The sequence below is a fragment of the Pseudomonas sp. SWRI179 genome, assembly GCF_014268705.1.
Taxonomy (GTDB): domain Bacteria; phylum Pseudomonadota; class Gammaproteobacteria; order Pseudomonadales; family Pseudomonadaceae; genus Aquipseudomonas; species Aquipseudomonas zanjanensis.
In genome coordinates this window covers 38,802-56,399 of sequence record NZ_JABWRA010000001.1, presented here as the reverse complement: position 1 = coordinate 56,399, position 17,598 = coordinate 38,802, and the positions used below count along the sequence as shown (strand labels likewise).

Below are 17,598 nucleotides of genomic sequence, written 5' to 3'. Positions count from 1 at the left end.
GCTAACTTTTTGCAGCAAGGTGAATTCCATGACGGAACAAGTATCCACAAGCAGGTGCGACTCACCGTTACTCCAGGCGTTCGTCGATAACCGACTGATCCTGGTCAAGATCGCGGCGCGCATTACCGGCTGTCGGTCCCGCGCGGAAGATGTGGTGCAGGACGCTTTTTTCCGGCTGCAATCGGCGCCACAAATCACCTCCTCGTTCAAGGCGCAGCTCAGTTACCTGTTTCAGATCGTGCGCAACCTGGCGATCGACCACTACCGCAAGCAGGCGCTGGAACAGCGATACTCGGGGCCGGAAGAGGAAGGGCTGAACGTGGTGATCCAAGGTGCTTCGCCAGAAACCTCCCATATCAACTTCTCCACGCTGGAGCACATCGCCGACGCGTTGACCGAACTGCCCAGCCGCACCCGCTATGCCTTCGAGATGTACCGGCTGCACGGCGTGCCGCAGAAGGACATCGCCAAGGAACTGGGCGTCTCGCCGACCCTGGTGAACTTCATGATCCGCGACGCGCTGGTGCATTGCCGCAAGGTGTCGGGGGTTCGCGGGGATACGTTCGCCCGGCGGTAATGCTTACTGGTTCACCGAGGCACCTGTGGGAGCGGGCTTGCTCGCGAATGGGGCCTGACAGTCGACATCAATGGTGACTGGTCCGCCCCTTTCGCGAGCAAGCCCGCTCCCACAGAAGTTCACCTGTCGCCAAACCTCACATCAACCCACACCGATCAAAGAACCGCTCACGCCCCAGGATCATCAGCGCCGCGCGCTTGTGGGGAAAATCGAATTCCTTCTCGCAATGAAAGCACTGGTTATGCAAGTGTCCGATCATCCGCGCATTGTCGGCCCGGGGCTCGGCGACCACGCGCTGGGTGCGCGGGTCGTCCAGGAACAGGTAGTGCACCAGCGCCGACAGCCAGCTCGCCACCTTGTGCGGCCCGCGGTGCTGCTCTTCGCCCACCAGCATATGGATGCCGCGGTCATAGTGGTCGGCCTCATAGAACGGCGCGATCCGATCTTCCTTGGCCCAATAGGCTTCGAAGTAAGCGAACGGCTGATCATCGAAGCAACCGATCAGGGTCAAGACCCGCGGATCGGCCTGCAGCTTGCCCAGGTACTCGCGATGCTGTTCCAGGCTGCCCTCTTCCTGCCAGAAACTCGCCACCCGCGGGCTGTTCTGCCAGCGGTTGAAACGTTCCAGGTCCTGCTCGACTTCCAGGGTGCGCAAGGACACCCAGGCCCCCAGCCGCGCATCGAAACGCCGGTACACCTCGCCGCGCGGTTTCGTCGGCCGGCGTGGATGGCGACGACCATCGGTGATGACCATCTGTTGCGGGTAACTGCCGCTGAACGACTCCCCCAGCCACGGCTGCGGCAATTGCCAGAACAGTGTGCGCTCGCAGCGGTATTCACCGGCACGTTCGGTGCCCGTCAGTAAACCGCTGAGCAAGGCTTCACCAGGGCGCTCGTCGAGGTGCCAGGTCAGGCGCTGACACTCGGGATCGCGGGCGAACAGCCAATAGCAGGCCGCCCACAACGCCGGGCCCATCGGACGGTCGTTGATTTCCTGTAAATGCACATGCAACTCGGGACCGCGCACCAGGCGCAGCCGGATCAGCGGCGCGCCCTCGAGCATCAGGCTCAGGTGGCGTTCGGTTTCATCGGCGCCGAGGCGACGACCACCGGGCAAGGGCAGCGTCGTCGGCTGGTTGAGGTTGGACATAAGAGCGGCTCGCGTATTCGTCGGTAGTCAACGTGGGACGTGAGCCGGGAAGGGAAATTTAGTGTCACCGTCAATGGGAATGCGTGGGCACCAGCTGGATCTGGTACGGCTGGAAAATCTTCAGCAGTTGACCGTTGTCTCGCAGCTTTTGCAGCAACTGTGCGAACGCTTCACTGGAAATGGGCGCTTGCGGGCGGAGCAACGCGTAATGGTGGTAAACCTGATCGATGCGTTCGGACACCAGCAATTGCGGGCCGACTTCCGGGTTGCGCAACACGTAATCGTTGAGGTACGAACGGGTCACCAGAGCGATATCCGCCCGCCCGCGCAACACCATCAGCAGGTTGCTGTCATGGGAATACGTCAGCGTGGCGTTGTATTGGCCGGCGAGGAACTTGGGGTCGGCGTTGAATTCGGCAAAGGCGTAGTGGTAACCGCTGAACAACGCCAGGCGCTTGCCCCTGAGGTCGGCGAAATAACTTTGCTGGCGATCCGGCTGGCGCTGGGCGACGAAGACCTCCGCATCCTCCAGGCCCATGTCCACGGCAGTGTGTGGCACATCCTGCCAACCCCATTCGGGGTTCTCGAAAATCGCCATGTCGACCCGGCCTTGCTTGAAATCATTGAAGCGGCGCGGGATCGACGTCGGCACCAGTACGAATTGATAGTCGCTTTGCGACTGGTTCAGAGCCTCCACCATCTGCGGCAGCAGGCCGGTGTCGGCGCCGTTCTCGGGACGAACGGTATAGGGCGGAAAATGCGCCGCGCCGATCCGCACCTGTTGCGCCGCCTCGATCGGCAACGCCAGGAAAGCGGCCAAAGCAGCCAGTAGCACACGCGAGGTCATCCCCATCGGCGAAAACGTCAAGATAACCCACTCCCCAAAAGTCCCGTCACTACAATCAAGCTAGGCGGTTTCAGCCGCTTAGCCAGCCACACGGCCCTTCAAAGCACCGTTCGATTATTATTTTTCTTCAAGCACCAGGATCAGGGCCTGCTCGGCCAGTTCATCGAGACTCAAGTTGCCTTCGGCGCGAAACCAGGTGGTGGTCCAGGACAACGCCCCCGTGAGGAACCGTCGAGTAATGGACACGTCCCCGCGAATATACCCGGCCTCCTTGGCTTGGCCCAGAACCTCCAGCCACAAGTCTTCATAAATGTCACGCAGGGCCAGTACCTGCCGCTGTCCGTCATCCGAAAGCGAACGCCATTCGTAGACCAGCACGGCCATGGCCTCGCCCGTGCCGCCCATGATCGACTGCAATTCGCAGCGGATCAGCGCCAGCACCCGCCCGCGTACGCTGTCGGCCTCGGCCAGGGCGGCGCGCATCAGTGCAGTGTTGTAGCGGATGGTTTCTTCCATCACCGCCCGCAGGATTTCATCCTTGCTTTTGAAATGGTGAAAGATGCTGCCCGACTGGATGCCCACGGCACTGGCCAGGTCGCGCACCGTGGTGCGCTCGAAGCCCTTGTTGCGAAACAGATGGGCGGCGGTCTGGAGCAGTTTGCCGCGAGCACTGTCCGGGTCGGTCAGTTGCCCGCTGTCGACCAGCTCACGCATCACGTCCAAGGCTTTTTGCTCGTCCACCCATTCTCTCCTACAGTCGATCAACCAACGCGCCGCCATTGCCCGTCAAACCATCGGTGGCGCGGGCAATTTAAGCCGAGCGAGGCAACCAAGCAAGCGCTCGGCCACAAGTACGGGACAGCGTTTACAAACCAAGCGCTTGCTTGGTAGTCTCGAACCACCTTTGCCGGAGGGAACGCCATGCCAAAAACGATCCGTATCGGTTGCGCCAGTGCCTTTTGGGGCGATACCTGCACCGCGGCGGCGCAACTGGTCGAGGGCGGGAAGCTGGATTACCTGGTATTCGACTATCTGGCCGAGGTGACGATGTCGATCATGGCCGGAGCGCGCTTGAAGGACCCGTCGAGCGGCTATGCCACGGACTTCATCGAGGTCCTCGCCCCGCTGCTCAAGCGATTGCATGACGACCGGATCCGCGTCATCAGCAACGCCGGCGGAGTCAATCCCCAGGCCTGCGCGTGGGCCTTGCAAGCTGCCTGCGATCAGGCCGGCGTACCACTGAAAATCGCCGTGCTGCTGGGCGATGACCTGCAACCGCAAGGCGAACGGCTCGCCGCCCAAGGCATCCGCGAGATGTCCAGCGGCGACCCCCTGCCGCCCGCGTGCGTGTCCATCAATGCCTACCTCGGCGCGCCCGGTATCGTCGAAGCGTTGCGCCTGGGCGCCGATGTGGTGATCACCGGGCGGGTGGTGGACAGCGCCGTGGTCAGCGCCGCCCTGGTGCATGAGTTCGGCTGGGCCTGGGACGATTACGACAGATTGGCCCAGGCCGCGCTGGCGGGGCATCTCATCGAGTGCGGCGCCCAGTGCACCGGCGGCAATTTTACCGACTGGCAGCACGTGCCGGACTTCGAGCACATTGGCTTCCCCATCGTCGAAGCCAACGCCGACGGCCAATTTATCGTCACCAAGCCCGAAGGCAGCGGTGGACTGGTCACGCCGCTGACCGTTGGCGAGCAGTTGCTCTACGAAATCGGCGACCCGCAAGGTTACCTGCTGCCGGACGTGATCTGTGATTTCAGCCAGGTCAGATTGACCCAGCAGGGCAAGCACGCCGTGCGTGTCCATGGGGCCAAGGGCCTGCCGCCCAGCGACCGGTACAAGGTCTGCGCCACCTGGTTGGACGGCTGGCGCTGCACCGCCACGTGCCTGATCGCCGGCATCGATGCCGTGGCCAAGGCTGAACGGGTCAGCCAGGCGCTCCTCGCCAAGACCTCGCAGCTATTGCGCCAGCGTGGCTGGGCGCCCTTCAGCGAAGTGAACATCGAACTGCTGGGCAGCGAAGCCACTTACGGCCCACACGGCCAGCGCCGGGACAGCCGTGAGGTGGTCATCAAACTGGCGGTACGACACCCGGACAAACAACCGTTGGTGCTCTTTTCCAGGGAAATCGCCCAGGCCGCCACCGGCATGGCGCCGGGACTGACCGGCCTGGTCGGTGGCCGGCCGACGGTGTCGCCGTTGATTCGCCTGTTCTCGTTCCTGATCGACAAAGCCACTTGCCGGCTCGACATCGAGTTTGACGGCCAGCGCCACCCGTGTCCCCTGCCCGCCCTCGAACCGCTGGACATCACCGGCCTGCCGGTCGCCCCGGACCTACCCAAGCCCCAGGGCCGGGCCGACGCCAGCGTGCCGCTGATCAAACTGGCGGTGGCGCGCTCTGGCGACAAGGGCAACCACAGCAACATTGGCGTGATTGCCCGCGAGCCCGAATACCTGCCCTGGATCGCCGAAGCGCTGACGCCGGAGGCGATGGTCGACTGGATGAGCCACGTGCTCGACCCGCAATTGGGCCGGGTCGAACGCTGGTACCTGCCGGGCACCCATAGTTTGAATTTCCTGCTGGAAAACGCCCTCGGTGGCGGCGGTGTCGCCAGCCTGCGCATCGACCCCCAGGGCAAGGCGTTCGCCCAGCAATTGCTGGAGATCCAGATACCGGTGCCGCAACACGTTGCCGATCAGGTCGGCTAAGGACGGTCCCCATCGCAAATGAACGATCAGCAGCACCTGTGAAACCTGTGGCGAGGGAGCTTGCTCCCGCTCGATTGCGCAGCAATCGCAAAAAAGCCGGGGTCGCTGCGCAACCCAGCGGGAGCAAGCTCCCTCGCCACAGGGGTTCGGCTAATCCGTTCCAACACGAGGAGGCTGCATGCCGGTCATCGAATCGCACCTGGATCCCCACAGCGCTGACTTCGCACGCCATTACACGGCGATGCGGGCCGGCGTCGAACAACTGCGCCAGCTCGAACAGGCCGTGGTGGAGAAAGCGGCCCAGGCCCAGGGCAAATTCGAGCGGCGCGGCCAACTGTTGCCGCGCCAACGCCTGAACCTGCTGCTGGATCCCGGCGCGCCATTTCTTGAGCTGGCGAGCCTGGCCGGCTACAAACTCCATGACGACAAGGATGGCAGCCAGGCCGGCGGCGGCCTGATCGCCGGGATCGGCTACGTGTCCGGGACGCGGGTGCTGGTGGTGGTCAACAACAGCGCGATCAAGGGCGGCACGATTTCCCCCAGCGGCTTGCTCAAGACCCTGCGCCTGCAACAGATCGCCATGGAAAACAAACTGCCGGTCATCACCCTGGCCGAAAGTGGCGGCGCCAATCTCAATTACGCCGCGCAGATTTTCGTCGAAGGCGCGCGCTGCTTCGCCAATCAGGCACGTATGTCGGCCATGGGCCTGCCGCAGATCACCGTGGTGCATGGCTCGGCCACGGCCGGCGGGGCCTATCAGCCGGGTTTGTCGGACTACGTGGTGGTGGTGCGCGATAAGGCGCGGTTGTTCCTCGCCGGGCCGCCGTTGCTCAAGGCGGCGACCGGCGAAGTGGCCAGCGAGGAGGAACTGGGCGGTGCGCTGATGCACGCGCAGGTGGCCGGCACCGCCGAATACCTGGCCGAGAACGACGCCGACGGCGTACGCCTGGCCCGGGAGATCCTCAGCCTGCTGCCCTGGAATGCGCAACTGCCGCCGCAACCCGAACGGACCTGGACCGAGCCGCTCTACCCCGCCGACGAATTATTGGGCCTGGTGCCCGACGACCCGAAGAAGCCCTATGACGTGCGGGAAATCATCGCCCGCATCGCCGACGGCTCGAACTTCCTGGCTTTCAAAAGCGAATTCGACGCCCAGACGATTTGCGGCCACCTGCACATTCGCGGCCATGCCTGTGGCCTGATCGGCAACAACGGACCAATCACGCCCCAGGGCGCCAGCAAGGCCGCGCAGTTCATCCAACTGTGCGACCAGAGCCGCACGCCATTGCTGTTCTTGCACAACACCACCGGATTCATGGTCGGCACCGAGTCCGAGCGACAAGGGGTGATCAAGCACGGCGCCAAGATGATCCAGGCCGTGGCCAATGCCCGAGTGCCCAAGCTGACCGTCGTCGTAGGCGGCTCCTACGGCGCCGGCAACTACGCCATGTGCGGCCGCGGGCTTGATCCGCGCTTCATCTTCGCCTGGCCCAACAGCCACACCGCCGTGATGGGCGGCGTGCAGGCCGGCAAGGTCCTGCGGATAATCACCGAGGCCACGCAACTCAAGAACGGCCTGAGCCCCGACCCGAAGATGCTGGACCTGCTCGAGCACACCACCGCGCAGAAACTCGACAGCCAATCCACCGCCCTCTACGGCAGCGCCAGCCTGTGGGACGACGGGCTCATCGACCCGCGTGACACCCGCACATTGCTGGGCTACCTGCTGGACATCTGTCACGAGGCCGAACAGCGGCCATTGCAAGCCAACAGCTTTGGCGTGGCCCGTTTCTGAGCGCTGACTCCAGGAGAACAATAAGAATGATCTTCACCCAAGAACATGAAGCACTGCGGCGCACCGTTCGCCAATTTGTCGACCGCGACATCAACCCCTACGTCGACGAATGGGAGCGCGCTGGACGTTTCCCCATCCACGCGATTTTCCGCAAGGCTGGCGAGCTGGGCCTGCTGGGCATTTCCAAGCCGACGGCATTCGGCGGCATGGGCCTGGACTACAGCTATTCGATCGTCGCGGCCGAGGAATTCGGCACCATTCATTGCGGCGGTGTGCCGATGTCCATTGGCGTGCAGACCGACATGTGCACCCCGGCCCTGGCCCGGTTCGGCTCCGATGAGTTGCGTGACGCATTCCTGCGCCCGGCCATTCGCGGTGAACAGGTGGGCTGCATCGGCGTCTCGGAAGTCGGCGCCGGTTCCGACGTCGCCGGGCTCAAGACCACCGCGCGCAAGGATGGCGACGACTACGTCATCAACGGCAGCAAGATGTGGATCACCAATGCGCCGAGCGCCGATTTCATTTGCCTGCTGGCCAACACTTCAGACGACAAGCCCCACGTCAACAAATCGCTGATCATGGTGCCGATGGACAGCCCCGGCATCAGCCTCGGCCAGCACCTGGACAAACTCGGCATGCGCAGCTCCGAAACCGCCCAGGTGTTTTTCGACGACGTGCGCGTGCCACAACGCAACCGCATTGGCCAGGAAGGCGCCGGCTTCATGATGCAGATGCTGCAATTCCAGGAAGAACGCCTGTTCGGCGCGGCCAACATGCTCAAGGGCCTGGAACAGTGCGTCGACAGCACCATCGCGTACTGCAAGGAACGCAAGACCTTCGGCACGGCCCTGATCGACAACCAGGTGATCCACTTTCGCCTGGCGGAACTGGCCAGCGAGATCGAATGCCTGCGGGCGCTGGTCTACCAGGCCACCGAGCAGTACATCAACGGCCAGGACGTCACGCGGCTGGCGTCCATGGCCAAGCTCAAGGCCGGGCGCCTGGCCCGGGAAACCACCGACAGTTGCCTGCAATATTGGGGCGGCATGGGTTTCATGTGGGACAACCCGGTCGCCCGGGCCTATCGCGACGTACGGCTGGTGTCCATCGGCGCCGGTGCGGACGAGATCATGCTGGGCATCATCTGCAAGCTCATGGGGATTTTGCCGGGGAAGAACAAGTGAGTGCCCTGTCCGCTCGGTTGTGGAGTTTGAAAAGCTTCGCGAGCAAGCCCGCTCCCACATTGAACTGGGACTACCTGATGATCTCGGTCAACTGTGGGAGCGGGCTTGCTCGCGAAAGGGCCCGAACAGACAGCGCAAAAACCCAGGAATGACCCATGCCCACCTTCAGCAAACTCCTCATCGCCAACCGCGGCGAAATCGCCTGTCGCATCCAGCGCACCGCCCAGGCCCTGGGCTACCGCACGGTAGCGGTGTTCAGCGAGGCCGACGCCGATGCGCTGCACGTGCGCATGGCCGATGAAGCCGAGCTGATCGGCCCGGCCCCGGTGCAACAGTCCTACCTCAATCCCTTGGCCATGCTCGACGCAGCCCGGCGCAGCGGCGCCGACGCGATCCACCCCGGCTACGGCTTTCTTTCGGAAAATGCCGGGTTCGCTCAAGCCTGCGAAGAAGCCGGCATGGTTTTCATCGGCCCCAGCCCCCAAGCCATCGACCTGATGGGCAGCAAGCGCCGCGCGAAAATCGCCATGCTCGCAGCCGGTGTTCCCTGCATCGCCGGTTACCAGGGCGCGGCCCAGGACGACGACACACTGCAACGCGAAGCCGAGCGTATCGGCTACCCGCTGATGATCAAGGCCAGCGCCGGTGGCGGCGGTCGTGGCATGCGCCTGGTCCAGCGCGCCGAAGACATGCTGGAGCAATTGCGCAGCGCACGCTCGGAAGCCTTGCACGGTTTTGGCAGCGATGAGTTGATCCTCGAACAGGCGTTGATCGATCCACGGCATGTGGAAGTGCAGATCTTCGGCGACCATCACGGTCAACTGATCCACCTGGGGGAACGGGACTGCTCGATTCAGCGGCGCCACCAGAAAATCATCGAAGAGGCGCCCTGCCCGGTCATGACCGCCGACCTGCGCCGGGCCATGGGCGAGGCGGCGCTTGAAGCGGGGCGTGCAGTGAACTACGTCGGAGCCGGGACCGTTGAATTCCTGCTCGCGGCGGACGGTCGGTTTTACTTCCTGGAGATGAATACGCGCCTGCAAGTCGAACACCCGGTCACCGAGTCGATCACCGGCCTGGATCTGGTCGCCTGGCAATTGGACGTCGCCGCCGGCAGGCCGCTGCCCCTGCGCCAGGACCAGGTGACGCTCAGCGGCCATGCCCTGCAGGTGCGCTTGTACGCCGAGGACCCGGCGGCGGATTTCCTGCCCCAGACCGGGCGGTTGATCGGCTGGGCGCCGCCGATACAGGACGGCGTGCGAATCGACCATGGCCTGCTGCCAGGCCAGGCCATCACACCGTTCTACGATTCGATGTTGGGCAAACTCATCGCCCATGGCGCCACCCGCGAAGACGCCCGGCGCAAATTGCTCCGGGCGGTGGAAGATTGCGTGCTGCTGGGCGTCCAGAGCAACCAGCGCTTGCTCGCCGGGTTGCTGGCACATCCGCGCTTCATCGACGGCGACTTCGGTACCGGTTTCATCGGTCAGCACTTTGCCAATCATCCCGCACTACTGCCCATTGAGCCCTCGACCGAGCAACTGGCCATCGCCACGGCAGCGTTTTATCAGGCCTCGCAGGCACGGCATGCCCCCGGCCTGGGCGGGTGGCGCAACAGCGTCGGCACGGCGCGGCATTATAGGATTGGCTTCGGTGAACACGACTGGACGCTGGCCCTTGAGGCCAAAATCGACGGGACCTTGAACATCCGCAGTGCCGAACGCCTGGTCGAACTGAGGCTGCTCGACGTTGACGCCAATGGCGCGTCGCTGATGATCGATGGGATTCGCCAGCGCCATGCCTGGCGCCTCGATGGCCACGACCTCTGGCTGTCCACCCGCCCCGGCAGCCTGCACCTGCAAGACCGGACCCTGGCTCCGGTCACCGCCAAGGCCACCGCCAGCGACGGAACGCTCAAGGCGCCCATGGACGGCGCCATTGTCGAGTTGCTGGTCAGCGAAGGCAGCCCGGTGCGCCAGGGCCAACTGCTGATGGTGCTCGAAGCGATGAAAATGGAGCATCCACTCATGGCCGGCGTCGACGGCGTGGTCAGGCAATTGCAGGTCAAGCGGGGTGACCAAGTGAAAAACCGTCAGGTTTTGTTGCGTGTCGAAACAGCCCACTAGTCGGATGCCCGGGGTTTGACTACGCTCAAACCCATCAGCACGCCGATACCGGGAACCCTGCGATGCCTCACTGGCTGGTGATTGATCTGGAGGCCACCACCGATGAGGGTGGCTGGCCGGTAACCGAAATGGAAATTATCGAAATCGGCGCCACGCTGGTGAATCGTGACGGCCGCGAAGTGGATCATTTCCAGCGCTTCGTGCGGCCCCTGAGACGCCCGCTGCTCACGCCTTTCTGTCGTGAACTGACCCATATTACCCAGGCCAATATCGACAGCGCCGAGCCCTTGACCGAAGTCTGGCCGGCGTTCGAGCGCTGGCTGGCGCCGTATCATCCGAAGCTGGAAAGCTGGGTCAGTTGGGGCGACTACGACCGCAAGCAACTGCTGCAGGAATGGCAGCAACAGCGGTTACACAGTGTCCTCGGCCAAGTGCCGCACATGAACCTCAAGCAACGCTTCGCCAAGGCCCGTCGGCTGGAACGACCGCTGGGGCTCAATGGCGCACTGCAACTGGCTGGCCTGCAATTCTGCGGTCAACAGCACCGAGCCCTGGAAGATGCCCGCAATACCGCGCGGTTGTTGCCCTTGGTGCTGCCGGGTTGAGCGGTGCCCGCCACCCGGCGCGGCAGATGACGAATGTTGCAGCCTTGTGCATACTGGCCGGCCTTTTTCAGCCCCTTTTTCGAGGAATCGCCCATGTTCAAAGTCAACGAGTACTTCGACGGCACCGTCAAGTCGATCGCTTTTGGCACTGCCGAAGGCCCAGCGACCATCGGCGTCATGGCTCCGGGCGAATATGAGTTCGGCACGGCCCAACGGGAAATCATGCACGTCGTCTCCGGTGCCCTGACCGTGAAGCTGCCCGACAGCACCGACTGGGAAACCTTCGAGGCCGGCAGCCAGTTCAATGTACCGGCCAACAGCAAGTTCCAGCTCAAAGTGGCTGTCGACACTGCGTACCTGTGTGAGTACCGCGGCTGATTCGACCACAACCTGTGGCGAGGGAGCTTGCTCCCGCTGGACTGCGCAGCAGTCCCAAAAGGCTTAGCACAATCGGCCTGACACGCCGAGGTGGCAGTTCTAGGGGCTGCTTCGCAGCCCAGCGGGAGCAAGCTCCCTCGCCACACATTTTTATTCACGGCGCTTTTTACTCAAGCACCTCAACCGGCATGCCGACTTCAAGCCGACCGTTGCTGTCGTTGACCAGGTTCTGGCCGAACATCGCGCCGTCCGGTGTCGAACGGTATTGCTGCAGCGTGGCAAAGGGTTCGCGATTCGGATCGCGCTCGCCGGTTTGCGGATCGACCGTGGTCATGATGCACCGCGAGCAGGGCTTGACCAGCCGGAACTCCACCTCGCCGATACGAATACGCTTCCACCCGTCCTCGGCAAACGCTTCGCTGCCCTCGACCACCAGGTTGGGACGAAAGCGCAACATTTCCAGCGAACGACCGACCCGACTCGACAGGTCCTGCAACGAGGCCTGGCCAATCAGCAACAAGGGGAAACCATCGGCAAAGGCGACCTTGTCGTCGTCCTTGCCATAACCGGCTGCGGTGGTGCGCGCCAGCTCCACCGGCACATGCACCAGCCGCGTAGGGTTGCCGATGAATTCACTGACCCAGGCCGCGGCCTCGTCACCGGCATCCGGCACACGCAAGGTGTCACGCCAGATGATCACACCGCGCCGCTGCTCTTCCTGGGTAGATGGCAACGACACGTCGATGGCGCCATGGCCGGGCGCACTGAGCGTCAGGCCCCCCGCCTCGTTCCACAAGGCCGAAAGCTGGCTCATCTTCGCCACGGCGCGCTGGGTCAGGAATCGCCCCGTGCCCTCGTCCACCAGCATCCAGCGCCGATCGCCGTCCAGCCCGAGCTTGTCCAGGCCGATTTCCGACAAGGGCTGGCCCTTGCCGGACTTCAACGGATACCGATACAGCGCGCTCAGCCGCAACATGCTCAACTTCCCCGGGGGCAAAAAAAGCCACCTTATACGAGCCGGCCATTGAAGCAAACCACCATCGGTTTCAGTCGAGCATCAACCGCTGGCGCACGACGTCGACCAGCTTGTCCGGCTGGAATTTGGAGAGGAAATTGTCGCAGCCAACCTTCTTGACCATCGAGTCGTTGAAGCTGCCCGACAGCGAGGTGTGCAGTACGACATAGAGCCCGCGCAAACGCGGGTCGTTACGGATTTCGGTGGTCAGGCGGTAGCCGTCCATTTCCGGCATTTCCGCGTCGGTGAAGATCATCAGCAATTTATCGGTCATGACCTCGCCGGTATCGGCCCAGGCCTTGAGCATGTTCAGCGCCTTCAGGCCGTCGCTGGCAATGTGCATTTTCACGCCCAGTTGACCCAAGGTGTCGCGCAGTTGCGAGAGCGCCACATTGGAGTCGTCCACCAGCAACACTTCGCGGCCGCGGGCACGTTCCAGCACCGGATCTTCGAGTTTGTCCCGGGAGACCTTGGCGTTGTACGGCACGATTTCGGCCAGGACTTTCTCCACGTCGATGATTTCCACCAACTGATCGTCCACCTTGCTGATGGCCGTCAGGTAGTGCTCGCGGCCAGCACTGGTCGGCGGCGGCAGGATGGCTTCCCAGTTCATGTTGACGATGCGGTCGACGCCGCCCACCAGGAATGCCTGCACCGAACGGTTGTATTCGGTCACGATAATGGTGCTGTTGGCGCCCGGCACCAACGGGCGCATGCCAATGGCCTGGGACAAGTCGATCACCGGCAGCGTCTGGCCACGCAGATTGACCACACCGCACACGAACGGGTGACGTTGCGGCATCAACGTCAGCTTCGGCAGTTGCAGGACTTCCTGGACCTTGAACACGTTAATGGCGAACAGCTGTCGACCCGCCAGGCGAAACATGAGAATTTCCAGGCGATTCTCACCCACCAGTTGGGTTCGTTGATCTACTGTGTCGAGAATGCCGGCCATCGATGACTCCTGGGCTTGTTCGGATGAATCCAATAAAACAGCTATCGGCGGCACGAGCCGAATCTTGACCCCAGATAAAATACAGCGCGGGGAATTGATATCACATTAACATCATGTTTTACTGGCTTCACGATTTCATTCCCCGTTTTTCCCGCTGCGCGACTCCGGTTTGCGCACTAAGTTCCGCTGCCTAAGGGATTCCCCTAGGTACAATCAGGTCCAACCTGATATTCCCGCTTTCCAATAGCCATTAATGTGACGCCATTCTCATTGCTGAACGGAGTCAGGCTTTTGTGCGCGACCACAGGACATCGGACCTGCTGCCTTTCGGCCGATCCCATCCGTGCAATCGTTTGCGAACTCGCCTTCGCGCAACGGCTCGGGCGTGTCGTCGCGCGTCCGTCCGCGGTCGTCCTTGAGATCCAGCCGTTCGCCATACGCGGTTTCCTTTCGCCTGACATGATGTTGTGGAGATAAGCATGCCGAACGATCGTAGAAACTGGAATCAACGTCTTCCCGAATTTCTGATCGAGGCCGAGACGCTGCTGGCCAAGTCGGAGGAATGCCTGAGCCATCTGCAATTGATCAACAACGACAAGGACGCCATCGATTGCATGCTCAGCACCTTGCTGAAGCTGTCGAACAAAGCCAATGCCCTGGCGCTGGAAGCCGTTTCGGAGTTTTCCATGCATATCCATGGTTTGCTCAGCCACGCGCAAAACATGGAATTACATGATCAGGCCCTGGAAGCCTTGAAGGATTGCTTCACCCTGATGGCCTGGCAATTGGAGCTGGTCGATCACACCACCGGCCAGTTGGGCCTGGACAGCAGCGAGCAGACCTCCTTGATCGAGGCATTCGCTTTCCAGGTAGGCCAAAGTCCCGGCGAGGCATTGGCCGCGTCACGTCCGTTGGCGTTGGTGTCCTACCCCCAGAAACAAGCCTGATCTGATGGCAATTAGCCTGCGCTTTAGCGTGTTCAGGGCACCATGCCGAGCGCGACCCGCGATAGGCGAAGTGGTACTATCTCCTGCGTCAGCCACTTCAAGACAGCGCCGTAAAAGCCGCCGACCGAAGCCGTCTTCGACCTGATACGTTTACCCGACCTGGCCTGTCAGATGCGCTGACCGGCCTGCCCGCAGCGAACATTCATTGGCTCCATCCGCTATGCACGCCAGCCTCAAGTCATTTATCACCTGGCCTCCTTCCCGAGATAACGCCCGTCGCTTCACATTACTACTGTGCATCTGCTCGACCCTCGGCTGCCTGCTGGCCTACCTGTACGCCCACACGGTGCCGCTGGGCCTGCTGGCCCTGAACGTCGCGGCCTTGAGCTGTGTCTGGATCCACCATCGATTGTCGCGCAAATCCATCAAATTCCAGCCCCAGGAGCTGGCCGACCGGCTGCTGGAGGTCCAGGAGAATGAGCGCCATCGGCTCAGCCGTGAATTGCACGACGACATTGGCCAGTTGCTGACCGCGGCGAAACTGCAAGGCGAATGGCTCAAGCGGCGGATGCCGGAAGAATTGCAAGACCAGTGCGCACTCCTGTGCGAGACCCTGGACGAAACCCTCAACAAGGTCCGTGATGTATCGGCGATCCTCAATCCGCGGGAACTGACCAGTCTCGGGCTTGAAGCCAGTCTGCGGGCACATCTGCTCAAGACCCTGGCCAACGTCCCGGTGAAGTGGAGCCTCGATTGCCAGCAGCGCATGACGGGCATCCCGGAGGAGATGTCGGTGGCGGTGTTCCGGATCACCCAGGAAGCGGTCACCAATATCTTGCGCCATGCCCGGGCGACAAATCTGCTGGTACGCCTGCAACGCTTGCCCGACGGCCTGACCCTGCTGATCAGCGACGATGGCCTGGGTTTTGCGCCCGCCAGCCACCCCGCTCGTGAAGGTCAACGGGGCATGGCAGGCATGTCGGAGCGGGTCGAACAATTAGGCGGCACCCTCAAGGTCATTAGCGAGGCCGGCAAAGGCACGCACATCGAAGCACGCTTTCCCTGGGCGCCGCGTGCCCTGGAACGAGCCAGTAAGAATAAGGTTCTCCTTTGATTTGTAATTTGCTTCTGGTAGATGACCACTCCCTGATCAGGGCCGGCGTACGAGCCCTGGTCATGGATATCCCAGGTTATGCCGTGATCGGCGAAGCCAATGACGGCACGCATTTGGTGGAGTTGGTGGAGCGACTGAACCCCGACATCGTGCTGCTGGACATCTCCATGAAGGACACCAGTGGCCTGGACGCCTTGCAGCAGCTCAAGCGGGTGCGCCCCCACAGCAAGGTGCTCATCCTGTCGATGCATACGGATCCGGCGCTGATCATGCAGGCGCTGGAATACGGAGCCCATGGCTATCTGCTCAAGGACACCACCGCCACTGAGCTGAAACACGCCCTGGAGGCGCTGCGCAACAACGAACGCTACCTGAGCCCGGCCATCGCCCATACCGTGATCAACCAGGCGCTGACCCGTGTCCAGAAACATCAGCCGGACCCAGCCCAGACCCATAACCTGACCGCACGCCAGTTGGAGATCCTGCGGCTGATCGTGCGCGGCAAGTCCACCCGGGAAATCGCCAACGGCCTGAACCTGAGCATCAAGACCGTGGAAACCCACCGGGCGCAAATCATGAAGCGCCTACAGATCCATGACGTGGCCGGCCTTGTGCTGTTCGCGGTGCGCGAGCAAATCATCAGCCTGGACGATTGAGCGCCGTCGCGCCGCCCAACAGCGGCGAATCGGACGGCAGGTGCAGCCGCAACGCTTTTGGGCGGACAGTGAAGCGCAGGGTATCGACCTGCAACGGCTCGCCATCGAGATTGATGTCCAGGCCTTGCGCGACCTTGATCTCCACCCAGGGCAAGCGCGCGCGGACAAACATGTTGTCGATGCCCAGGCCGCCCGCGAGCAAGTCCTTCAAGGTGCTGACCACTTCCTGGGGTGCCGGCAGGATGCTGATGTCCAGCAATCCATCATCCGCCAACGCCTCCGGGCACAGCACATGGCCTCCCCCCGCCTGCCGGCCATTACCGATGCCCAGCGCGAGCAAATCGCCCTGCCAGTGGAACTCGGGCCCCTGCAACTCACCATAGGCGGCACTGAGCTCACTGAATCGCGACAGGCCCGTGAACAGATAGGCAGCGCCGCCCAGGACCTTCTTGAGGTCCTCGGAGGTGTTCGCCGTCACCTGGCTGCCGAAACCACCGGTGGCCATGTTCAGGAAAATCCGCCCGCCGACTTCGCCCACGTCAACGGCCCGCGGCGCAACGTCCAATAAATCCATGGCTTGCGCAGGTTCCAGCGGCACACCGGCCGCCCGGGCGAAATCGTTGGCCGTGCCCAGCGGCAACAGGACCAGGCTGGCATCGCTGGACTTGCGGGCGATCGCTTCGGCGATATCACGCAAGGTCCCATCACCGCCGCCAGCGATCAGTCGCGTATATCCGGCAGCCAACGCTTCATCGACCCAGCGCTGGGCATCACCGGCTTCCCAGGTCAACCGTACCGCCAAGTCCCAGCCCTGCTTGCGCTTGAGCATCACGGCCGAGCGAACCTCTTCGTTGAGCGCTTGCTTGCCATGCAAAATCAACAGCGCCTTGCCTTTGCTCATCGTGGTCTCCGTCATTGGAAGGTTCAGGCATGGGACCGCTCATTCGAGCGAAAAAGCCCAGTACACCTCATTATTTTAGAAGCCCAGGACGGCTCGTCCGATCAACGCGCCCTGATTCGAAGAGTTTTCTTACAGGATCTGGCGAATCAGCTCAATTGACCCTCCAGTGGTATTGAGACACCTTGGGTTCATGTTTTGCTGGATCGCTTAAACCTCATCACACAAGGAAGCATGCTCCCATGGATGGATACGTTACGGCCCGCAGGGGCCGGATCACTCGCTCGAACAGTTATGGGGATGGACCGTCCCATGCATAACCGTGAATACAAGCTGTCTCCCCGGCAGCTCGCGTCCTTTGGAAGCGGGCAGGCCGATACTCGAAACGAATGCAAAAGTTGCAGTAATCCCGCTGGAGGAATTGATTTGGAACCGCGCGTCGTTGAACTGGAAACCCACCTCAAATACATCCGCAAAGACATGGATGAAATTCGTACCGACGTCAAGGTGATCCGCCACAGGCTGGCCTATTCGGCTGGCGCCGCGGCGGTGGTGCTCGGCCTGCTGGGCTGGGTCGCCAACAACCGATTCGATCAGTTGGTGATGCTGCTCACGCGATAAGGTGAGGCGCGCAACGGC

17 protein-coding genes are annotated in these 17,598 nt (G+C 62.2%); 11 read left to right on the top strand and 6 right to left on the bottom strand.

Annotated elements, in window-relative coordinates; genetic code table 11:
• The first annotated feature begins 28 nt into the window (after positions 1-28).
• Entirely contained in the window at positions 29-577 is a 549-nt protein-coding gene (locus HU767_RS00265; protein ID WP_092327046.1) for an RNA polymerase factor sigma-70, read from the top strand.
• A gap of 136 nt (positions 578-713) precedes the next feature.
• On the opposite strand, the gene HU767_RS00260 is transcribed toward HU767_RS00265, so the two are convergent.
• The 3 genes from HU767_RS00260 to HU767_RS00250 all read right to left on the bottom strand — a co-directional run bounded on the left by HU767_RS00260 (position 714) and on the right by HU767_RS00250 (position 3,315).
• Positions 714-1,727 carry a GNAT family N-acetyltransferase gene (locus tag HU767_RS00260; protein ID WP_186705320.1) on the bottom strand — a complete coding sequence of 338 codons (1,014 nt, stop codon included), beginning with the start codon at positions 1,725-1,727 and terminating at the stop codon, positions 714-716.
• Between the two features lie 70 nt (positions 1,728-1,797).
• Positions 1,798-2,574: an ABC transporter substrate-binding protein gene (locus HU767_RS00255; RefSeq protein WP_186705375.1), complete on the bottom strand. Its 777-nt coding sequence runs from the start codon at positions 2,572-2,574 to the stop codon at positions 1,798-1,800.
• Positions 2,575-2,691: 117 nt separating this feature from the next.
• Positions 2,692-3,315: a TetR/AcrR family transcriptional regulator gene (locus HU767_RS00250; RefSeq protein WP_186705321.1), complete on the bottom strand. Its 624-nt coding sequence runs from the start codon at positions 3,313-3,315 to the stop codon at positions 2,692-2,694.
• A 180-nt stretch (positions 3,316-3,495) separates the two neighbouring features.
• On the opposite strand from HU767_RS00250, the gene HU767_RS00245 reads away from it, so the two are divergent.
• The 6 genes from HU767_RS00245 (at position 3,496) to HU767_RS00220 (ending at position 11,374) form a co-directional block, all read left to right on the top strand.
• A complete protein-coding gene (locus HU767_RS00245; RefSeq protein ID WP_186728145.1) occupies positions 3,496-5,286 on the top strand; it encodes an acyclic terpene utilization AtuA family protein in 1,791 nt (596 codons plus the stop codon).
• A gap of 178 nt (positions 5,287-5,464) precedes the next feature.
• Positions 5,465-7,081 (top strand): geranyl-CoA carboxylase subunit beta, encoded by a 1,617-nt coding sequence (atuC, locus tag HU767_RS00240; protein ID WP_186728144.1) that lies wholly within the window; start codon positions 5,465-5,467, stop codon positions 7,079-7,081.
• Between the two features lie 26 nt (positions 7,082-7,107).
• Positions 7,108-8,265 carry a citronellyl-CoA dehydrogenase gene (gene atuD, locus HU767_RS00235; protein WP_186728143.1) on the top strand — a complete coding sequence of 386 codons (1,158 nt, stop codon included), beginning with the start codon at positions 7,108-7,110 and terminating at the stop codon, positions 8,263-8,265.
• Positions 8,266-8,420: 155 nt separating this feature from the next.
• Complete coding sequence (locus HU767_RS00230; RefSeq protein ID WP_186728142.1) at positions 8,421-10,391, top strand: acetyl/propionyl/methylcrotonyl-CoA carboxylase subunit alpha; 1,971 nt, start codon at positions 8,421-8,423, stop codon at positions 10,389-10,391.
• Positions 10,392-10,453: 62 nt separating this feature from the next.
• Positions 10,454-10,996: an exonuclease domain-containing protein gene (locus HU767_RS00225; RefSeq protein WP_186705326.1), complete on the top strand. Its 543-nt coding sequence runs from the start codon at positions 10,454-10,456 to the stop codon at positions 10,994-10,996.
• A 93-nt stretch (positions 10,997-11,089) separates the two neighbouring features.
• Positions 11,090-11,374, top strand: a complete 285-nt coding sequence (locus HU767_RS00220) for a pyrimidine/purine nucleoside phosphorylase (RefSeq protein WP_014337306.1) — start codon at positions 11,090-11,092, stop codon at positions 11,372-11,374.
• A gap of 166 nt (positions 11,375-11,540) precedes the next feature.
• Here HU767_RS00220 and HU767_RS00215 read toward each other — a convergent pair whose 3' ends face one another.
• Both HU767_RS00215 and HU767_RS00210 read right to left on the bottom strand, forming a co-directional pair.
• The gene (locus tag HU767_RS00215; protein ID WP_186705327.1) at positions 11,541-12,350 is read right to left on the bottom strand and encodes an MOSC domain-containing protein; all 810 of its coding nucleotides are present in this window, start codon (positions 12,348-12,350) and stop codon (positions 11,541-11,543) included.
• 70 nt (positions 12,351-12,420) lie between these two features.
• Positions 12,421-13,344 carry a chemotaxis protein CheV gene (locus HU767_RS00210; protein ID WP_053120553.1) on the bottom strand — a complete coding sequence of 308 codons (924 nt, stop codon included), beginning with the start codon at positions 13,342-13,344 and terminating at the stop codon, positions 12,421-12,423.
• Positions 13,345-13,823: 479 nt separating this feature from the next.
• On the opposite strand from HU767_RS00210, the gene HU767_RS00205 reads away from it, so the two are divergent.
• The 3 genes from HU767_RS00205 (at position 13,824) to HU767_RS00195 (ending at position 16,061) form a co-directional block, all read left to right on the top strand.
• Positions 13,824-14,291, top strand: a complete 468-nt coding sequence (locus HU767_RS00205; RefSeq protein WP_186705328.1) for a hypothetical protein — start codon at positions 13,824-13,826, stop codon at positions 14,289-14,291.
• Positions 14,292-14,511: 220 nt separating this feature from the next.
• Positions 14,512-15,405, top strand: coding sequence for a sensor histidine kinase (locus HU767_RS00200; protein WP_186705376.1), 894 nt, complete (start codon positions 14,512-14,514; stop codon positions 15,403-15,405).
• Positions 15,402-16,061, top strand: a complete 660-nt coding sequence (locus tag HU767_RS00195) for a response regulator transcription factor (RefSeq protein ID WP_186705329.1) — start codon at positions 15,402-15,404, stop codon at positions 16,059-16,061. The genes HU767_RS00200 and HU767_RS00195 overlap by 4 nt, the downstream gene beginning before the upstream one ends.
• Here the strand turns inward: HU767_RS00195 and yegS are convergent.
• Positions 16,045-16,962, bottom strand: a complete 918-nt coding sequence (gene yegS / locus HU767_RS00190) for a lipid kinase YegS (protein ID WP_186728141.1) — start codon at positions 16,960-16,962, stop codon at positions 16,045-16,047. The genes HU767_RS00195 and yegS overlap by 17 nt on opposite strands.
• A 309-nt stretch (positions 16,963-17,271) precedes the next feature.
• On the opposite strand from yegS, the gene HU767_RS28705 reads away from it, so the two are divergent.
• Positions 17,272-17,580 (top strand): hypothetical protein, encoded by a 309-nt coding sequence (locus tag HU767_RS28705; RefSeq protein WP_225917545.1) that lies wholly within the window; start codon positions 17,272-17,274, stop codon positions 17,578-17,580.
• Positions 17,581-17,598 lie beyond the last annotated feature (18 nt).

What these genes read in the sequence shown, in the direction of transcription:
- HU767_RS00255 (WP_186705375.1), bottom strand. Translation starts at nt 2,574, where the DNA reads ATGACCTCGCGTGTGCTACTGGCTGCTTTGGCCGCTTTCCTGGCGTTG.
- HU767_RS00230 (WP_186728142.1), top strand. Translation starts at nt 8,421, where the DNA reads ATGCCCACCTTCAGCAAACTCCTCATCGCCAACCGCGGCGAAATCGCC.
- atuC (WP_186728144.1), top strand. Translation starts at nt 5,465, where the DNA reads ATGCCGGTCATCGAATCGCACCTGGATCCCCACAGCGCTGACTTCGCA.
- HU767_RS00220 (WP_014337306.1), top strand. Translation starts at nt 11,090, where the DNA reads ATGTTCAAAGTCAACGAGTACTTCGACGGCACCGTCAAGTCGATCGCT.
- HU767_RS00245 (WP_186728145.1), top strand. Translation starts at nt 3,496, where the DNA reads ATGCCAAAAACGATCCGTATCGGTTGCGCCAGTGCCTTTTGGGGCGAT.
- HU767_RS00265 (WP_092327046.1), top strand. Translation starts at nt 29, where the DNA reads ATGACGGAACAAGTATCCACAAGCAGGTGCGACTCACCGTTACTCCAG.
- HU767_RS00205 (WP_186705328.1), top strand. Translation starts at nt 13,824, where the DNA reads ATGCCGAACGATCGTAGAAACTGGAATCAACGTCTTCCCGAATTTCTG.
- yegS (WP_186728141.1), bottom strand. Translation starts at nt 16,962, where the DNA reads ATGAGCAAAGGCAAGGCGCTGTTGATTTTGCATGGCAAGCAAGCGCTC.
- HU767_RS00215 (WP_186705327.1), bottom strand. Translation starts at nt 12,350, where the DNA reads ATGTTGCGGCTGAGCGCGCTGTATCGGTATCCGTTGAAGTCCGGCAAG.
- HU767_RS00260 (WP_186705320.1), bottom strand. Translation starts at nt 1,727, where the DNA reads ATGTCCAACCTCAACCAGCCGACGACGCTGCCCTTGCCCGGTGGTCGT.
- HU767_RS28705 (WP_225917545.1), top strand. Translation starts at nt 17,272, where the DNA reads ATGCATAACCGTGAATACAAGCTGTCTCCCCGGCAGCTCGCGTCCTTT.
- atuD (WP_186728143.1), top strand. Translation starts at nt 7,108, where the DNA reads ATGATCTTCACCCAAGAACATGAAGCACTGCGGCGCACCGTTCGCCAA.
- HU767_RS00200 (WP_186705376.1), top strand. Translation starts at nt 14,512, where the DNA reads ATGCACGCCAGCCTCAAGTCATTTATCACCTGGCCTCCTTCCCGAGAT.
- HU767_RS00225 (WP_186705326.1), top strand. Translation starts at nt 10,454, where the DNA reads ATGCCTCACTGGCTGGTGATTGATCTGGAGGCCACCACCGATGAGGGT.
- HU767_RS00210 (WP_053120553.1), bottom strand. Translation starts at nt 13,344, where the DNA reads ATGGCCGGCATTCTCGACACAGTAGATCAACGAACCCAACTGGTGGGT.